Origin of the sequence: Alkalibacterium olivapovliticus (genome assembly GCF_003003275.1) — a bacterium.
GTDB classification, from domain to species: domain Bacteria; phylum Bacillota; class Bacilli; order Lactobacillales; family Carnobacteriaceae_A; genus Alkalibacterium; species Alkalibacterium olivapovliticum.
In genome coordinates this window covers 1-18,533 of sequence record NZ_PVTO01000038.1, presented here as the reverse complement: position 1 = coordinate 18,533, position 18,533 = coordinate 1, and the positions used below count along the sequence as shown (strand labels likewise).

20 protein-coding genes and 1 riboswitch are annotated in these 18,533 nt (G+C 39.9%); of the genes, 14 read left to right on the top strand and 6 right to left on the bottom strand.

The window, feature by feature from the left end:
- Positions 1-104 precede the first annotated feature (104 nt).
- From CLV38_RS12565 to rpsI, 12 genes are all read left to right on the top strand, one after another.
- On the top strand, positions 105-1,724 hold the full coding sequence (locus tag CLV38_RS12565; protein WP_106196189.1) for a PTS transporter subunit EIIC: 1,620 nt from the start codon (positions 105-107) through the stop codon (positions 1,722-1,724).
- Between the two features lie 32 nt (positions 1,725-1,756).
- Positions 1,757-3,079 carry a 6-phospho-alpha-glucosidase gene (locus tag CLV38_RS12560; protein WP_106196186.1) on the top strand — a complete coding sequence of 441 codons (1,323 nt, stop codon included), beginning with the start codon at positions 1,757-1,759 and terminating at the stop codon, positions 3,077-3,079.
- Between the two features lie 437 nt (positions 3,080-3,516).
- Positions 3,517-4,641, top strand: a complete 1,125-nt coding sequence (locus tag CLV38_RS12555) for a glycerate kinase family protein (RefSeq protein WP_170068908.1) — start codon at positions 3,517-3,519, stop codon at positions 4,639-4,641.
- Positions 4,642-4,880: 239 nt separating this feature from the next.
- A complete protein-coding gene (locus CLV38_RS12550) occupies positions 4,881-5,612 on the top strand; it encodes a mechanosensitive ion channel family protein (protein ID WP_170068907.1) in 732 nt (243 codons plus the stop codon).
- Between the two features lie 86 nt (positions 5,613-5,698).
- On the top strand, positions 5,699-6,505 hold the full coding sequence (locus CLV38_RS12545) for an AAC(3) family N-acetyltransferase (RefSeq protein WP_106196180.1): 807 nt from the start codon (positions 5,699-5,701) through the stop codon (positions 6,503-6,505).
- 31 nt (positions 6,506-6,536) lie between these two features.
- Positions 6,537-7,061 carry a GNAT family N-acetyltransferase gene (locus CLV38_RS12540; protein WP_106196178.1) on the top strand — a complete coding sequence of 175 codons (525 nt, stop codon included), beginning with the start codon at positions 6,537-6,539 and terminating at the stop codon, positions 7,059-7,061.
- A 91-nt stretch (positions 7,062-7,152) separates the two neighbouring features.
- A riboswitch (TPP riboswitch) is annotated at positions 7,153-7,257 on the top strand.
- Positions 7,258-7,297: 40 nt separating this feature from the next.
- The gene (locus tag CLV38_RS12535) at positions 7,298-7,927 is read left to right on the top strand and encodes a YkoF family thiamine/hydroxymethylpyrimidine-binding protein (RefSeq protein ID WP_106196176.1); all 630 of its coding nucleotides are present in this window, start codon (positions 7,298-7,300) and stop codon (positions 7,925-7,927) included.
- On the top strand, positions 7,924-8,511 hold the full coding sequence (locus CLV38_RS12530) for an ECF transporter S component (protein ID WP_106196174.1): 588 nt from the start codon (positions 7,924-7,926) through the stop codon (positions 8,509-8,511). The genes CLV38_RS12535 and CLV38_RS12530 overlap by 4 nt, the downstream gene beginning before the upstream one ends.
- A gap of 1 nt (position 8,512) precedes the next feature.
- Positions 8,513-9,970, top strand: coding sequence for an ABC transporter ATP-binding protein (locus tag CLV38_RS12525; protein WP_106196172.1), 1,458 nt, complete (start codon positions 8,513-8,515; stop codon positions 9,968-9,970).
- A complete protein-coding gene (locus tag CLV38_RS12520; protein WP_106196170.1) occupies positions 9,967-10,677 on the top strand; it encodes an energy-coupling factor transporter transmembrane component T family protein in 711 nt (236 codons plus the stop codon). The genes CLV38_RS12525 and CLV38_RS12520 overlap by 4 nt, the downstream gene beginning before the upstream one ends.
- A 355-nt stretch (positions 10,678-11,032) precedes the next feature.
- A complete protein-coding gene (rplM, locus tag CLV38_RS12515; protein ID WP_106196167.1) occupies positions 11,033-11,476 on the top strand; it encodes a 50S ribosomal protein L13 in 444 nt (147 codons plus the stop codon).
- Positions 11,477-11,489: 13 nt separating this feature from the next.
- A complete protein-coding gene (rpsI, locus tag CLV38_RS12510) occupies positions 11,490-11,882 on the top strand; it encodes a 30S ribosomal protein S9 (RefSeq protein WP_106196164.1) in 393 nt (130 codons plus the stop codon).
- A gap of 68 nt (positions 11,883-11,950) precedes the next feature.
- On the opposite strand, the gene CLV38_RS12505 is transcribed toward rpsI, so the two are convergent.
- The 6 genes from CLV38_RS12505 to CLV38_RS12480 all read right to left on the bottom strand — a co-directional run bounded on the left by CLV38_RS12505 (position 11,951) and on the right by CLV38_RS12480 (position 16,652).
- Positions 11,951-12,991: a tyrosine-type recombinase/integrase gene (locus CLV38_RS12505; RefSeq protein ID WP_106196162.1), complete on the bottom strand. Its 1,041-nt coding sequence runs from the start codon at positions 12,989-12,991 to the stop codon at positions 11,951-11,953.
- Between the two features lie 107 nt (positions 12,992-13,098).
- On the bottom strand, positions 13,099-13,290 hold the full coding sequence (locus tag CLV38_RS12500; protein WP_106196191.1) for a MerR family transcriptional regulator: 192 nt from the start codon (positions 13,288-13,290) through the stop codon (positions 13,099-13,101).
- Complete coding sequence (locus CLV38_RS12495) at positions 13,283-14,506, bottom strand: Rep family protein (protein ID WP_106196160.1); 1,224 nt, start codon at positions 14,504-14,506, stop codon at positions 13,283-13,285. Before CLV38_RS12495 ends, CLV38_RS12500 begins: the two co-directional genes overlap by 8 nt.
- A 185-nt stretch (positions 14,507-14,691) precedes the next feature.
- A complete protein-coding gene (locus CLV38_RS12490) occupies positions 14,692-15,264 on the bottom strand; it encodes a hypothetical protein (RefSeq protein WP_106196158.1) in 573 nt (190 codons plus the stop codon).
- Complete coding sequence (locus CLV38_RS12485) at positions 15,265-16,335, bottom strand: FtsK/SpoIIIE domain-containing protein (RefSeq protein WP_106196156.1); 1,071 nt, start codon at positions 16,333-16,335, stop codon at positions 15,265-15,267.
- The gene (locus CLV38_RS12480) at positions 16,335-16,652 is read right to left on the bottom strand and encodes a hypothetical protein (protein WP_106196154.1); all 318 of its coding nucleotides are present in this window, start codon (positions 16,650-16,652) and stop codon (positions 16,335-16,337) included. Before CLV38_RS12480 ends, CLV38_RS12485 begins: the two co-directional genes overlap by 1 nt.
- 164 nt (positions 16,653-16,816) lie before the next feature.
- Between CLV38_RS12480 and CLV38_RS12475 the strand changes: the two genes are divergently transcribed.
- On the top strand, positions 16,817-17,512 hold the full coding sequence (locus CLV38_RS12475) for a hypothetical protein (protein ID WP_106196152.1): 696 nt from the start codon (positions 16,817-16,819) through the stop codon (positions 17,510-17,512).
- A gap of 386 nt (positions 17,513-17,898) precedes the next feature.
- Positions 17,899-18,360 (top strand): JAB domain-containing protein, encoded by a 462-nt coding sequence (locus tag CLV38_RS12470; protein WP_106196150.1) that lies wholly within the window; start codon positions 17,899-17,901, stop codon positions 18,358-18,360.
- Positions 18,361-18,533: the final 173 nt, after the last annotated feature.

Here is an 18,533-nt window from a genome sequence, read left to right as displayed (position 1 = left end):
CGGTGGACCTATTCCATGGCCCTATTATTAGGGAATATCCCAGAATATCCAAGCAATACTAACTAAGATTAGTACCATAAACTTATAATACGAGGAGTTTTATCATGACAAATTTCAAGAAGAATTTCCAGAGTTTCGGTAAGTCATTACTCTTTCCAATCAGTTTATTGTCCTTCATGGCGATATTCCTGGGGCTGGCTGCAGCACTTCAAAACCCGAATATTATTGAAATGGCCCCCTTTCTCGGAAACGAAACACTTCAGAATATTTTCGGCCTGATCAGACGAATTGCCGGCCTGCCTTTTGGACACCTGCCCCTCTTATTCGCAATGTCAATTCCTTTGGGGATGGTCAAACGGGACAAAGAAGTAGCCGTCTATGCAGGAGCAGTCGGGTACATTGCAATGCTGCTGGGTATGAGCTATTTCCTTCAAGTTCAAGGTTTTACAGCTGATTCCACGTCAATCGACTTCTTAATGGAAGTTGAAGGCTTGAGTCAGGTTGAGGCCACTTTACAGAATTCATTATTTACAAGCACACTAGGTATTTTTGTTTATAACACTAACGTCATAGGAGGGATCATTGCCGGTTTAATGGGCGTCTTCCTGCACAATAAATTTAGAGAAACTGAACTGCATCAATCTTTGACATTCTATAGCGGAAAGCGTTTCGTGCCAATCGTTACAGCGCTAGTCATGGTAGTGGTCGGGTTATTACTTACATTCATTTGGCCTTTAGTCAATATCGCCATTATCTGGACAGGTGAATTGATCAGTGAAAGTGGATTGTTTGGTACGTTCTTGTATGGATTTACAGAAAAAATTATCAATCCTACTGGACTGCATCACATACTGAATCAGACATTCAGATTCACAGCACTTGGAGGCGTCGAAAATATCGAAGGCGAATCACTTGTTGGCGCTTTGCAGATTTATTTGTATCAGCTGGACAATAATTTACCCTTCTCAACAGAAGCCACTCAGTACCTGGCCCAAGGAAAAATCCTGCACATGGTCTTTGGAATGCCGGCCGCTGTCTTAGCTATGTACCGCATGGCACTGCCTGAAAAACGTGACCGTGTACTCAAATTCTTCCTTGCTGGATTAACAGCCGTTATTTTAACAGGGATCACAGAACCGATCGAGTTCACATTTATCTTTATTTCCCCAGTGCTATGGATCGTAAATGCAATTTTTGCTGGACTAGCATTTCTTGTTCCTGCCATTTTCGGAGTAGCTATAGGGAATATTCAAGGAGGAATCATCGACTGGATCGTCTTTGGGGTCTTCCAGGGAATGGATACCAGATGGTATATCTTCCTGATTGCCGGGCCAATATTCTTCGCAATGTACTATTTCAGCTACACATTTATTATTTCAAAATTCAATGTCATGACGATCGGAAGACGAGCAAATGACTTCGATGATGATGAAGAAGAGTTTGAAGGCGTCACCGTAGAAGAAGCTGACCGGAAAACAGCGGAGTATATCATTGAAGGTCTAGGTGGATTAAATAATATCGTAGACGTCGATAACTGTATCAGCAGATTGAGAGTCGAAATAAAAGATGGACAGTTAGTTCATGAAGACCTACTGAAGAAAACCAATCCGAATGGAATCGTCAGACCGGATGCGACTACTGTACACGTTGTATATGGTGGACGGATTTCCAAAATGCGCAACATTGTTGATAATTACATGTATGAAATTAAAAGCAAGAAATAAACAGCAACCAAATGGAAAAGGAGAGGTCACTTATGAAAAAAAATAACATTGTATTAGTCGGTGGAGGGTCAACATGGACTCCAGGAATATTAAAAGCGATGACCACACACTTGGACGCATTTGCCTTGAACCGGGTAGTTTTATATGACATCGATGAAAAGCGCCAGGAAGTCATCGGTGAGTTTGCTAAAATTTTGTTTAAAGAAGAAGCTCCAGAAGTAGAGCTGGTTTATACAACAGATAAAGAGGTTGCATATAAAGACGTTGATTTTGTGTTCTGTCAGATGCGCACAGGCGGATTTGATATGCGTGAAAAGGATGAGAAAATTCCATTGAGCTTAGGTGTGATCGGGCAGGAAACATGTGGCCCAGGAGGGTTTGCTTACGGCCTACGTTCAATAAAAGATATGATCGAAATGGTCAAGGACGTTCGTAGACTGAGTCCTGATGCGTGGATTTTGAACTATACTAATCCGGCAGCAATCGTCTCACTGGCATTAGATAAGATATTCCCAAAAGAAAATAAGATACTGAATATCTGTGATCAGCCGGTCAACTTGCTGCGTTCCTATTCTAAACTGATCGATCATGATGTGAACAAGCTTGAGCCTGTTTATTTTGGTCTGAATCACTTTGGATGGTTCACACAAATTTACGATGAAACAGGAAAAGACAGAGCACCTGAGCTGAAAGAGATTATTTTGAAAGGAGGATTCAGACCTGTCGATGCAGAGCAGCGTGATCAGTCATGGCTGGACACCTATGCCATGGTTGAAGATATGCTGACGGATTTCCCGGACTATCTTCCAAACACATATCTGCAGTATTATCTGTACCCGGAATATAAACTATCAACCTCAGATCCGAAACGTACGCGAACAGATGAAGTAAGAGCAGGGCGAGAGAAAAATGTCTTTGCCGAGTGCAGACGCATTGTCGAAAATGGGACTGCAAGAGATTCGAAAGTCGTCCATAATGATGCACATGGTGACATGATGGTCGAAGTGGCTGCTTCAATAGCAAACAACTTGCGTAAAACGTTTATTGTCATGGTCAGAAATGATGGGATTGTCTCAAACTTGCCGGATGACAGTATGGTTGAAGTAAATGCTTCTCTAGGCTCGAACGGTCCGGCTCCCTATGCAGTAGGGAAAATCGATACATTCTACAAGGGCTTAATCGAGAATCAGTATGCCTTTGAGAAACTGACTGTTGAGGCGTATATGGAAGAGTCTTATGGGAAGGCGTTACAGGCATTGACTTTAAATCGTACAATCGGGGATGCAAAAAAAGCACGTAAAGTCCTTGATGCGCTGATCGAAGCTAATGCAGAATACTGGCCTGAACTGAAATAATCAATGGAGGAAGCGTGACGGAGAGTTTCCGTCGCGCTTTTTTCTGCTTTATATCTTTTGACTTAGATCATTGATAGATTACGGTATAATTGAGGAGAATACGTTGAATGGATTCTATGGATTCAGCTGACAGATTTTTAGTGTGCCCACTCAAATAGAAATAAGAGTCGAGTGGGTGAAATAACGAGCTATAGCGACCAGTCGAAAAAGGATGTGCCGTGACTGGTAGCTATAATGCGATATAACTCCAAGTGAGAAGAAAAAAGTCACTGACTGGTAGATATAAAGCGATGTATCGCCCACTCAATGAGATAATATGACTGAGTGGGCGATACAGGCTCATATAGAATCAAGTCAGCATTAAATACGGTTGACTTAGCAATATAGATATAATGGAGCTAAGGAAATCATTAGAGAGTAAAAGGGAGGAACAAAATGTGAAAATCATCGCAGCGATCGATTCGTTTAAGGGATCGATGACGAGTGAAGAAGCGAATCAAGCGGTCATTGATGCACTGCCGCAGCATGAGGTGTATAGTTTTCCGATAGCTGATGGTGGCGAAGGAACAGTAGAAGCCTTTGTCTCAGTTGAAAAGGGAGAAATTAGGTCGCAGACTATAACGGGCGTCAATGGTGAGCCTTACCAGGGCAAATGGGGATGGATCGAAAAAGACAAGACGGCCATTATCGAAGTCGCAGAAGGTGCCGGAATCATTCAGGCTAACGAAGAAACATTTCACCCTGAAAATCACACAAGTTTTGGTGTGGGAGAGCAAATCAGACAGGCGCTCGATCATGGGGCAGAAACAATCATTCTCGGCTTAGGCGGAAGTGCGACAACAGATGGTGGGATGGGACTCCTGCAGGCGTTGGGCGCCGTGTTTAAAGGTCGGAAAGGAAATGTTCTGCTGATCTTGCCTGTTGATTTATCAGCCGTCAGTTCGATCGAAACCACAAGCTTAGATTCGCGACTTAAAGAAGTCAACTGGCAGCTGGCTTCTGACGTGGCGAATCCGCTACTAGGAGAATCTGGAGCGGTCTACGTATTTGGAGAACAAAAGGGACTATCTAAAGATGAACTGTCATCATATGACGAAGCAATGACCCGATTTGCTAACCTGGTTTCGCAGACCACTCAAACGGATGAGCGCGAAACACAAGGCGCTGGTGCTGCTGGCGGAATTGGATTTGCCGCATTATCATTCTTCAATTGTACATTTCAAAGCGGACTTACATTACTGGCGGAGAGAGGAATGTTTAAAGACCTTCTGACTGATGCAGATCTGGTGATTACGGGTGAAGGGAAATTCGATACCCAGTCACTTCAAGGCAAAGTCCCGATCGGTATCAGTCGTTTGTGTAAAGAGGCTGGGATTCCCGTCCTTTTATTTGCAGGGAAAATTGAAGAGGGACTGACAGAAGTGACTGAAGAAAATATCCAGGCTGTCATCCCGATCGTTGATGCGCCAATGCCTTTAAAAGAAGCCATGATGAGGGGACCGGAGCTGCTGGGACGCGCAGTGACACGTGCCTTTCGTCTGATAGATCTAGACAGAACATAGGGGGTAACCAGTTCTGAAGCTAAATCTTTCTTGAAAAGTCGGGTTAGCTGTTAAACTAATAGTGAAACGTTTTTAAAGGAGGGCCTCATATGCTGGAATGGATCAACTGATACACGGAAGCTTACCCGCTGGCAGCAAATATTTTTATTTTTGCGCTGGTGACAGTTGGTCTGCTTATTATCAGACGGCTCATATTAAACAGGATGTACAAACATCTCAAGCATACAAGCAACTGGTATGTGACACGTAAAGTAGCTAAATGGATCAATAACCTCGTTATCGTTATTCTTTTTCTATACGTCTTTGGAAGTAATCTGACAGGGTTCACAACTGCTATAGGGCTTGCCGGTGCGGGTGTGACCTATGCACTTAGAGAAGTTATTGTCAGCTTTGCCGGTTGGTTTGCGATTTTATTTGGGGACTTTTTTAATACGGGAGATCGGGTCCTCTTGGGCAGCACAAAAGGTGACGTGATCGATATCGGTGTCCTGCGCACAACCTTGATGGAAATGCAGGAATGGGTGGATGGGGATCAGTATACAGGACGCATAGTCCGCGTATCCAACAGCTCCATTTTTACTTCGCCAGTGTACAATTATACGGCAGACTTTCAGTTCTTGTGGGATGAGATACATATTCCACTCCGCTTCAGCAGCGACATCGACTATGCTCGAGTAATGCTTCTGGACGTAGCGGAAAACGTAATCGGGACCTATCATGAGCAGTCTGAACGGGAGTGGACAGAAATGAAGCGCCGTTTCCGCATTGAAAATGCCTCGCTTAAACCACAGGTATTTGTCTCTTTTGATGATAACTGGGTAAAAGTCAGCTTGCGTTATATCGTCGGAACGAGAGAGCGGCGTAAGGTAAGAGATGAATTATTTAGAACCATTTTAAAAAGAATCAAAGCTTCTGAAGAAAAACTGCAGCTTGCATCAGAAACTATTGAAATCGTGCCGTCGGAAGATTAAACTGAATACTAATTAAACGTCTGAAAGCCTTATTTCAGGCGTTTTTACATAAGCAACAACTAGATTAGTAGTGAGGACGTGAAAAGATGGGAATAGAATTGATCAAGAATACCCCCTTTCCCCACACTGTTGAGTCACTGGCAGAGGACTTGACAAGGTGTGGACTAAAAGCTGATTCGGTTGTACTGGTTCATACATCCTTATCAAAAGTGGGATGGATAAACGGAGGCGCAATGGCATTTGTGGATGCTCTGATGGAAGTGGTCGACGAATCAAGAGGTACGATTGTGATGCCGTCACAAACCGGTGATTGGAGTGACCCGTCCAGGTGGCAGTACCCGCCTGTACCTGAAAGCTGGTGGGAGACGATACGGGAAACCATGCCTGCTTTTGACCCGGTCAAAACTCCATGCCCGTATATGGGTGCCGTAGCCAATCTGTTTCGGACGTATCCCAATGTGTACCGTAGCAGCCATCCAGCGGTCTCTTTTTCAGCGTGGGGGAAGGATGCAAAAGACATCACAGCGGACCACAGTTTAAACTTTGGATTGGGCGAACAATCGCCACTAAAAAAACTCTATGAGATAGATGCACAGGTATTATCGATCGGAACAGATTACGATACCTCAACAGCTATGCACCTAGGGGAGTACAGAGCACCGAATCCGCCATTAAAAGAAGAAGGCGCAGCGATTTTAGAAAACGGACAACGCGTCTGGCGAACCTATGAAGACATCGACTTGGGTGAAGACCAGTTTAAAGCAGTAGGGAAGAGGCTGGAAAAAGACGGGTTAGTTAAAGCAGGAACCATCGGAAACGCTCAGACAAAACTCTACAGCCTTAGAAGTGCCGTAGATTATGCCGAACAGTATTTTACAGAGGTCAGACAATGAGCTGATACATTTAAGAAATGAGGGGCTACAGATGGATATAACATTTAGAAAAGCTGGCCTGGAAGACCTGGACAGCCTGCAGGAAATCAGTATTGAAACGTTTAAAGACACTTTTGAAAAAGACAACTCAGAGGAAAACATGAACGCCTACCTAGATAAAGCCTGTACAAAAGAGCAGCTCGAAAAAGAACTCAAGACACCTGGCTCAGCCTTTTTTTATCTAGATGTAAAAGGGGAACTGGCAGGGTATTTAAAAGTGAATGAGGGAGAGGCACAGACAGAGGCTTTTGATGATAATGGACTTGAAATCGAACGCATTTATATTCGAACGGGGTATAAGAGGCAGGGACTGGGCACTGCTCTTTTAAACAAAGCGATCGCTATTGCAGAAAAAAATGTCAGAAGCTCCGTCTGGTTAGGGGTCTGGGAACACAATCAGCCGGCATTAGCCTTTTATAAGAAAATGGGATTTGAAAAAGTGGGGGCGCATGCGTTCTACATGGGCGATGATAAGCAGACTGACTTTATCATGCGCAAAAAATTGGCCAGACTGTAAGCTTTGCAAGGAAAACTGTACAAGTTTCAGAAAACGGATTGTTTTTTTCAGTCCGAACTGGTATAGTTTCTTTGTTACACCAAAACTAAATACGAATGATCCTGGGAGTCTTTTCAAGAAGGCTGAGAGTGATGTATATCAGACCAGTAACCTGATCAGCGTAATGGCTGCGTAGGGAGTATCTATATATTATGGCTCTTTCCTATGGATTTTTTTCGTTAGGAGGAGTTTTTTTCATGTCAAAAAACTATGTCAACTACGGAAAATGTTCAGCTGGAAAGCCTGGTTCCACAATGGAAATCACAGGCGCTCGCTTCAACTTATCACCAATGAGTGATCAGTTCGAAACGATTATTCTAGATGCAATACACAAGGTCGATTTATCGAAAGTATGGGCCGAAACGGATCATATTTCAACGGTTTATCGCGGCAGAGAAGAAGCGGTGTTCGATACATTGAAAGCTGCGTTCGTATTTGCGTACAAAAAAGGCGTGCACATGACGCTTGAAGCAACTGTCTCAAAAGGGTGTCCAGGCGACAGTGACAGCGACTATACGCTGGAAATGGATGAACCTAGAGCGAACAAAGAAGAAAGCAGCGTCATCGATTTTCCGGTCATCGGAAAGTTTGCCCTGTATCCAATGGGGTCTGATGACTACATGGGAACGATTGCTGAAGTCGTTAATGAAGGCATCGATCGTGGCGTGGTGACGGGGTCTGGTCATTATGGAACGAACCTTGGTGGAAACGTTCAGGATGTCTTCGATTATCTGGAGTATGTGTCTAACAAAGTAGGCAGTGAAGTCAGTCACTACGTCAGTCAAATCACATTGCACTGTAACGTGCCAGAAGGAGACATCAAATGAACAAAAACAAATTAACTTTACGTGACTATTTATTAATGGCACTGATCTCAGTGGTATTTGGAGTCGTTTATCTGCTCGCTGTCTACGCTGGAACGGCTTTAACGACTATTTTGACGCCATTCGGACTTGGTGTACTCGGGTATGAACCTTTTTACGGTATCTGGTATATGGCAGCCATCATAACGACCTACCTGATACGCAAACCGCTTGTCGGAATCGTGACAGAAGTCATTGCGGCTTTGATCGAAGTGCTTCTGGGAAACATGTTCGGTGTCATGGTCCTGATTTCTGCGTTCATACAAGGCGTTGGTGTTGAACTGCCTTTTACCTTTACAAGATACGAAAAGTATACCTACAAAGTAGCGATGGCCTCGGCCGTTTCTGCTACAGTCTTGTCTTTCCTGTGGACAGGATTCAGAAGCAATTACCTGGCAATGGACTGGCGTATTGTTGCGGCGATATTCGTCATTCGTCTGCTGAGCTCATTGTTCTTTACAGGCTACTTGTCCAAACTGATCTGTGACAAACTCGATAAGGCGGGGATCTTAACGAATCAGCTGACTGCACGTGAAGTCAGTGAGTAATATGACTTTATCTGTGAAAGACCTGTCGTTTCAGATCGGCGGAAAGAAGCTGATGGACTCCGTCAGTTTAGATATCCATGAAGGGGAAATCGTCCTGCTCTGCGGAACAAGCGGCAGTGGAAAAAGCACGCTGGCGAATACCATTAATGGCTATTTTCCCGAATACGGCGGACATCAGATTGTCTCGCACATTAAAATCAATAATGAAGACGTTCAGCACAAATCGGTAGTTGAGCGGTCAGACTATGTCCGGACACTGTTTCAGAATGCCCGGTTGTCGTTCAGCATGAAAACACTGAGAGAAGAAATGGTGTTCTGCCTGGAAAACAACCGGATCGCTGCCGATAAAATGGACGACATCATTGCAAACAAAGTCAGAGACCTGAAGCTGGAGTACCTGCTGGACCGGTCATTTGACGACTTGTCGGGTGGAGAACTGCAGCGGGCAGCCTTTGTCTGTGCTGACTTGGTGGATGTCCCGCTTTATATCATGGATGAACCGTTTGCCAATGTCGATGAAGACACCATTCAGGATTATATTGGGTATATGAAAGCTATAGTTGCTAAGGGAAAATCAATTATTATTATTGATCACCATGTTTCCCGCTGGGACTGGGTGGACCGCTGGCTCCTTTTAGGCAGTGATCAGCGGCTCCACGATTTGTCTCTTCTGCAGTCTGACCAGATGAAGCAGGATCTGCTGATTAAAGAAGGCATCAGTGTGGAAGCTTCATCAATTCCAGAAAAAAACGCAGGAAATGAAGAAGTCCTGTTAGAACTGGACGAGGTATCCGTTTTTCACAAAACAGTGAAGAGGCATTCTTTATTTAGAAAAGAGATAAAGACGACGATGCTGATCGAAAACGCCCAGTTCAATTTGACTAAGGGCTCTTTGACAGCGCTGGTGGGCCCTAGCGGCATAGGTAAGTCATCACTATTCAAAGCGATTTTAAATGTGTCTCCCTATTCTGGAGACATTAGGCTTCAAGGACAGGATATCAGAAAGATGAAAGCCAGAGACTTGTACAGCAAAGTCGGTCTGGTTTTCCAGGATCCGTCTCTGCAGTTCGTTAAGACAAATGTCCTGGCTGAGATGGTCTTGAGCTTGACCGCATGGGGAAATGATGGAGATGAAGAAGCAGAAAGAGAAGCACAGGAGCTGCTGAAACAGCACCATTTTGAAAATAAGGCCGATCAGTCACCCTGGGTCCTGAGTCAGGGGCAGCAGCGTCGTTTGGCTGTTATCTGCATGACAGTAGGCGAGCAGCAACTGCTTCTGGTGGACGAACCGACATATGGACAGGACGCCAGAAATGCGAAAAAAATCATGGATAAACTGCATGAGCTCTGCCGTCAGGGGATGACCTGTTTATTTACCAGTCACGACTTTGAGCTGGTGGATGCCTATGCCGATACAATCTATGAAATCAAAGAGAAGAAGGTGATCCAAACCAGATGATCGATTCAATTAATCCAACGGCTAAAACGGTCGGTATCCTGTTGGGATCAATTATTCTCGGGTTGACCTTTCAGTGGCAAGTCAATCTCTTTGTCGTCATCTTGTGCCTGCTTTTTCTGGTGACGTCCAAACGAACTGATCCGGCCAAGTTGGCGAAAATTATGATTCCGATCGCGCTCATTTCAGTCAGTTACTTCTTCACTGGCTGGTTGTTCAGTTCAGAGCAGGCCTTATTTTCCGGCTCAGCTGATCCGGCAGCTATAATTGGCGGGAGTGATCTGACTAATGGACTCAACTTGAGTACGCGGATCCTGTCATTTGCGATGCTGGGTATTAGCTATAGTCTCACAACTGATTCGGGTGAACTGATTGCCAGTTTTATCCAGCAGGCGAAGATGCCTATGAAGATGGGATACGCTATCTTAACAGCTATTAATTTGACTTCACTGATTCATAGAGAGTATGACAACTCCAAACTGGCTCTTCAGGTCAGAAATATTCCAGTCAAGCCGTTCGATACCAAACCACTATTCACCATGATGGTCCGCATGATCAGGTGGTCTGAGCGGCTGGCATTGGCCATGGAGGCTAAAGGGTTCAGTGAAGACCGTGTGATGCAGATGCAGATGACGATCAAGTCAAAAGACATTCTTTTCTCAGTCGGATTACCAGTTCTTATAGCCGTCATGGGATTTATCGTATTATAAAGTAAATAAGAGAAGTCGTTCTTTATTAAGGGGGATCCTGACAATAAAGAACGACTTTTAAAGTTTCCGCAGCAATCTAACCGGTCAGTCGCGTCAGCCTGCCCTCTCGATTCCAGTTCAGAAGAGTTGACAACTAAAATTAATTAAACGATTTTCAGAAATAGTGTTGACTTTAGGTGCTATTTGCGGTACTATTTCAAATGGTATTGTTTGCCACCACTATAGGCGTCGGAACCTTATTTTGGAACAAACAACGAGAGTCTTTCCCCTTTACATTAGATCGGTACAGCTAAAGACTGGGAAAGCAAGTAGTATTGAAATTGAAATTTTAAATGAAAATTTGGAGGTATATATCGTGCGTACAACATTTATGGCGAATGAAAGCAACATCGAACGCAAATGGTATGTAGTCGACGCTACAGACATTCCTTTGGGACGTCTATCAACTGTCGTTGCATCTATTCTGCGCGGAAAAAATAAACCTACGTTTACACCACACGTTGACACTGGTGACCATGTAATCGTATTGAATGCAGGAGCAATCAAACTTACAGGAAATAAAGCAAGCGACAAACTTTATGCCCGTCACTCTGGACACCCAGGTGGATTGACTCAAGTTTCAGCTGGAACGATCCGTGCACAAAGACCGGAACGTTTAATTGAAATGTCAATCAAAGGAATGCTTCCACACAATGCATTAGGAAGCAAACAAATCAAAAAATTACACGTATACGCTGGATCTGAGCACAAAAACCAAGCTCAACAACCAGTTGAACTAGATATCACAAACTTGATTTAAGGAGGGACATCCATTGGCACAAGTACAATATAAAGCAACAGGTCGTCGTAAAAACTCTACAGCTCGTGTTATTATGACTCCAGGATCTGGACAAATCACTTTTAACGGTAAAGACATTACTGAATATTTAAACTTCGATCACTTACACTTGATCGTAAGACAACCACTAGCTATCACTGATACAGTGGAAAGCTATGACATCTCAATCAATGTTCACGGTGGAGGATACTCAGGACAAGCAGGCGCTGCTCGTCACGGAATCTCACGTGCATTATTGACTGTAGACCCTGAATTCCGCCCAGCACTTAAAGCAGCTGGACTCTTAACACGTGACCCACGTATGAAAGAGCGTAAGAAACCAGGTCTTAAAAAAGCGCGTAAATCTCCACAATTCTCAAAACGTTAATCAAAGTATTATTATATCAACGTTTTCAGACTATTCTTGGTTCAAGTTGGTTCAAACCAACTTGAACCTTATAAAGAATTTAATAAGCTTAAAGCATCAGCCTCGTGCTGGTGCTTTTTTTCTGGCATTAATTCCAGATAATAGTTCTGAGTAGTTTGAATATTTATATGTCCTAATCTTTGTGATACATACGCAAGATCAATATCTTGGGAGAAGAGGAATGATGCATGTGTATCTCGTAAACCATGGAATGTCGTTTTTTCAATATTAAGTTCTTTTAGCAGTTTAGCTAATTGTCTTGATTGGTTAAAACCGTCAGTGTTGAATAAATATCCATCCTTTTTTACTGGAACCTTTGTCAGTATATTGTATACAGCCTTGTTGATAGATACATCTCGCTTAGAATTTTGGGTCTTTAGGGACGTATCTTCCGATGTTGGACTAATAGACTCTCTAACTTTAATACCGTACTTGTAGACATTTTTTGGGCGAATACCAAGGAGTTCACCACGTCTCATTCCTGTTTCAAGAGCGAGTAATACTAATATATTAAATTCTGAGTCAGTATTTGAAATAACATGGTTTCTAAGTGTACTGAAGTCAGTTATAGACAATGCTTTATTCCTTTTTGGAGGAGTTTTCCCCCGTGTTTTCACCAAGCTTGAAAAGTCAGACGGAATGTATCCACGTGAATAAGCATCGCGTAATGCGGATTTAATTTTTAAAAGAACTTCATGGGTTGTTTTTCTAGAATGAGTTTTCGCGTACTCATCAATTTTATTTTGTACAACGATATCATTTAAATCCTTCAACTGAATATCTTGAAATAGTTCTTTAACAATTGCAGAAGTGTGAAGATAATTTTGAAAAGTAGTTTCTTTCACATCATTATATTTAACAAGATGGATCCAATTGTCAAAGTATTTGGCAAATGAAGTTGTACGTTGACCTAATTCTTTACCCTCTCCTTTAGCTAATTCCATTTTTAGAGCCCACAGTTCCGCCTCTTTTTTAGATTTAAAAGTCTTGGTCAATTTATTGTGCTTTCCCGACTTATAAAGTGATACTTGCGCTCGATATTTTTTGCCTCGTTTTACAATACTAGCCATACTATCTATTCCTTTCAAAAAATTATGGTTGATAGAATGCTAGTTGAATACAAGATAATTGTATTCGTATCCTAACAAAATATCAACCATTCACGGTGAAGCAGGTTCTATACTGAATAATTTTCGATAAATTCTTTCAAAGAATTTATCGTATAACGCTCTTGACGTCCAATCATGAAGCACTTGAGATCTGGATGTGAGCGTACATATTTATCAAAAGAACTTGGATCAATTCCTAAAAAGTCTGATGCTTGTTGTCGGTTTAGTAAATAAGGGTACTCTGAAATAGTATTATTCATCATCAATCTCTTCCTTTTCGATGATTTTAATATTGTCTTTTTTATTATCAAAAACCTCGTTTAATTCATTGTAAATTGTATTAGCATTTTCCACTGAGAATAAATGTTCAGATTTCGTATTAGAATAAGGGTTTTTTCTATCAGATTCTGGTACTTTTACAAAAGATTTAAAATTAACATCGTATTTCAATAAATATATATTATCTTTAGTCATCTTTTGTACCATTGTAATTCTACGAGCTAATTGCTCAAATTTATCAATTTTTGCATTAATTTGATTACTATTTTTAATTTCCTCATAAAATTTACTAGGTGCATAAGGAGTGGTAATTATAAACACGTTAGCACTCAAAGGTTTATCGAAATAGCGACTTGAAGCCATAGCAGAGTCATTATATGGGTCTAACATTTTAAGCAAATCCGAATAATCAAACGCATGAGGTCTTAATTCATCTAATATAACTACGTTTTCGCTCTCATATTTTTGGAAAGGATCACGACTAGATCCAGATAGATAATAATCTTTTGAAAATTTTTCAGCATACTTTTTAGCAATACGTGTTTTGCCAGTTCCAGCTTCACCAAATAACCAAATAATTGTTACAGGTTCATTCTTTTCACGCATCTTTTTCTGCCAATCAACAGCAACTACTTCCATTCTTTTTTGATGGACAGCCTCAATTCGTCTTGAAGCTTTTGCATACTGTGATCCAGACAACATACTTTCTGCTTTTTCTTTTGTAATTAGACCTTCGTAAAGAAGATCTAAAATGTTATCAATAATGACAGAGTCACTAAGAGTTGATTTCTTTTTAACTTCTTCTTGGATTTCCGTCATTAGTTGCTCGTAATCAAAATTAGCAATTACTTCTCTTGGATCGTATTGATGTAAATCCAATGATTTATTTGTACGGTGCACCAGATACGAGTAGCCATTATTAATTGAACCATCCCACTTTTCAATATACTGTTGTTTTTCACCGATTAATTTAGCAATGTTACTGATGGAACGAGCATTTTCAAATTGCAGAATTATATGTATATGTGGATCAATGATATTTCCTTCTTCGTCGATATCTTTATCATGTAGAATAGCTGCATATTTTTGTGGATCTAAGATATCTACAATACGTTTAACTGCTTCTTGAAAAGAATCATCTGGCAAATACTCTAGCTTTTGTACATACATCATATTTCTGGCTCTAATTTTTTTCATTTACTCAACCTCTCTCTAAAACTTCTGACACAATGACACAATTAAAACGGTGGCTATAACAAGCCCTAGCCACCTTTATGAAGCGTTTTGACATTATATATGACACCTATCAGGTATCAGCTTATTTAGTCAGTGAAGCCTTTTCGACTCTTACCGAGTCGAAGGCTTCACTGACTAAATCAATATTAATTTTTCCTTCCGGTAATTTTAAAGTAAAAACTCCCTCTTTCCGCTGGCTGAAAAGTATAGCTTGGCATTCTAATGCTAGCTACTTCTCGGATATCAGGAAGACTAGATTTTAAAATATTATATGACTCTATTCGCGGTGGAAGAGGTAATAATATCTCAACTTGATCCTCAGTCACATTTATAGTCAAGAAGCTTATGTAGAAGTTGAACCTCTTAATCGAGCCTATATTTACTTCTTCTGTCTGGCTCTCATCTGACTGAAGAAACTTTCTAAAATACTGAGACTGTCTATTTGAGTCTATTAGATTTACTACTTTGTCATTTGCTACCCTATAAATTACCTCTAGTAGTGTCAAAAAAAATGTCCAGATGAAGAAAGAAGCTGCTAAAACAAAAGGAAACATTAAGAAAAACAGTTCCCATAACCCTAAACTATAAAGTGATAGACTTACACCAAAAAAACTTGTTACTAACGTCAAAAGAAGAAACCATAAGATACTGATAATACTAAAAATTACACTCAATGACTTTGTTGGATTTATCAGGTTATACATTATAAAAAATCTCATTTAAATCATTCCTTTCATATTAAATGTCGGTGTTAGAAATGGCATAACGTTTGGTGGTAGTTCTCCATCAATTACTTGAATTAGGCCAGTTCCTTTTCCTCGTGGAATTACAATATTTTCAGGTTTGTCTAAATCCGGAAATAAAAATTGAGTGGTTTTTTTATTGATATTTCCTAACTGGATAAGTACGTTACATTGTTCCCTTACCGAAACTGGTAATGCATTTGCGTCAAAACGTTGAGATACCATCAATAAGTGTACATTGGTAGCACGCCCTAACAATGAAATCTCACTTAACAGATTAAAGAAAGAATTTTTAATTTTAGTCGGTACACCAGTGGTTAAAGCCAGTAATTCATCAATGACAATTGTTAAATGCTTAAATTTCAAGTCTGGATTTTTCAAAAGTGCTTCCTGACGATTCAAAATCGTTTCTTTAGCAGCACTCAGTTTGCTTGTTACTTCATTTACAAAATCGTTTGTATTTCTATTACGACTTGGAGTAATGAGTTCAACTTTATTAGCCATTGCCCATCTAGCGGGTGAATCAAGTTTTGGATCTACTATAATCAAGTCTGAAAACTCGTTTAAAATAGTTAACCAATAGACTAAATGATAACTCTTTCCCGAGCCCGAGTTCCCTGCAATTGCAACTGAAGTCACTTTATTATAATCAAGCGAAAAGTTATTTAGTAATGGTACTTTGTTTGAAAATTTTTCTGAGTTGCAAGATTCATCGGCTGAAATTAGTCGTTCAGGTATACCTTCTAACCAAGGGAAGAAAAAAGCTCTACTAGAATGAATGTCCTCTTTATCCCAAGGTACAAAATAAGGACCTGATTGTTTCAAAACCGTGAAGTGGGGATACATTACTGCATTTGTAATCGAAAAAATATCTTCATATAGCTTTGAGTCCATTGCAAATGATGAAGGCACGAGAGGGATAAAGTAAAATCCCTCTTGTGTTGCTTCAATCATGAAACTATTGGTATAACTAGTTTCGCCATTAAGATCCAAAGCCATATTTAGACATTGAAGAATAAATGTTGCTAAATATGTCAATGAAAACATTAATTAATCACTTCCAGTTCATTTGCACGAAAATGTACCTTATTGCGTACTTCAATTCCTTCTAAATCTGGAATTTTTACCTCTGATAAAACTGATGGAATCTCTTTCAATTCATCTTTGAATTTAATTCTAAAAGGATTTACCCCATCCTGCACAAACCAATATCTATAGCCGGAGATGGTATCAGTACGCTGATTGTTCTCCCACTCAAATTGCTTTTCTACAAATGAGGATAGGAAATATAAAGGTTTTGATTGATCTACATATTTTTCTCCAATTTCTTTTGAATATCCATTTCTACTTGATTTTACATACATATTCTTTTGCTCCTCTAATTTATATTTCGAAAGCATCGGCCGATTAACTTTCTGACTTAATTAGACCATGTAGAATTAAAAGTGTAAATTGACATTCTATTAATGAATAACTTATACTATTGTTGATATCAAAACATCTGAATTAAATGCCAAGGAGAAATTATATGACAAACAATTTAGAGAAACAATTAAATTCAGAAGAAATAACGATTGAGGAGTATTTACAAAACAAATGGTTTACTATTGATGAAGCATTAGAATATCTAAAGAATAAACGAAAGTATGACATTTCAAAAAGTACATTTTATAGACATAGTAAAAACGTTAATCTAAACAAAGAAATAGGCTCTTTAGGTAAACCTTCAACGAAAAAAGAGGAAAGAAATAAAGGAGCTGGAAATGTACATACACTATACAATGGAGCATTTGTTGAAGCACTAATCCCAAATGAGCATCTTTATAATCAAAATGAGATTAAAAGTCTAAAACTTATTGAAAAATTTGACGAATACGATATTAAGGATTGGAAAAAAAATTTAAAAGATGATTTGGATTCATTGCTAACTCCATACTTCAATACGTATGAGAGAGATAAACCATATATATTGAGTGAAATAATAGAATACGTAAGCGACTCTATTGGAAATTACTATTATTCCTTGAAAGGTCAAAATAAGATATTAATAAGAAAAAATTTGGATTTAGAGGATCAAGTTAAACATTTAACTGGACAGAAATATGGTATTTTGGATTCTTATCAACAGCTAGATTATGCTAGAGCTGAAATAACAGACCAAATTAAAATAATGGAAAAAAATATTATTAAAGAAATCAAAGAAAACATGGATGGAGTTCAATAATCATATTTTAAACTCCTACTAACTTATCTAAATATACAAGCTAAGATTCTAAATCAAGAGTTTGTCTTTCTTATATTTTTCGTTTTGTTTCACGCAAGCGCCGATGCAGAGTTTCTTTGCATCGGCTTTATCATTTTCAGGACACTCTTACGGCAAGTCCCGGATTGGAGCCTCACTACGTGTCCTATCTGGGGCTATCCGAGAGTTAAAAAGTAGTCAAGTACCACAAAAACTTTTTACAAACCAAAAAACTTTTAGTCTAATTCGGAGAATTTCCTTGACCACTTTCTGCTGAATGATACTTCCTCACCAACAAAACGGAAAAAAAACTTTTTGAGTCACGCAATTGCGTTTCTCAAAACAAAAAATAGAAAGAGTGAGGAAAAATGGAACAATTATCATTAGAATTAGAAACTATATTAGAAGTTGTGAGAGTAAGACAAGAAGTTCAAGAGAGACCAATCAAGTATAAAACGGGGATGATTTCATCGACTTATGCAGGAGAATTCGGGATACGTGAAATTGGGGATGAAGCTAGCGAAGTAGTGTTAGTAGTAGTTCTGAATACTAAGAATGAAATAAACGCTATACATCGAACTTTTGCAGGCTCTCTTAACACATCAGTAGCTCATCCCAGGGAAATATTTAGAACCGCGATATTAAATAATGGGGCAAGAGTTATGCTGTATCATAATCATCCTTCAGGCAATACTGAACCGAGTAACGCGGATTTATCATTTACAAGAAGAATAATAGATGCAGGTGAATTGCTAGGGATTGAAGTAGTCGACCATATAATAGTAACTGGAACAGAATATTACTCACTAAGAGAAGCAAATATAATATAAAAAAACAAAAAACTTACATCGTGAATCTCTACCCGAAAACTAGACACTCAAAAAAGAGTGTTTTGGTTTTCGGGTTATTTTTTTAGAGTTTTTTCGTTATACTTTTATAGACTAGTTTTAAGTGGAGGTTTTTCTGATGAGCAAAAAAATATATACAAAACAAGAAATAGAAA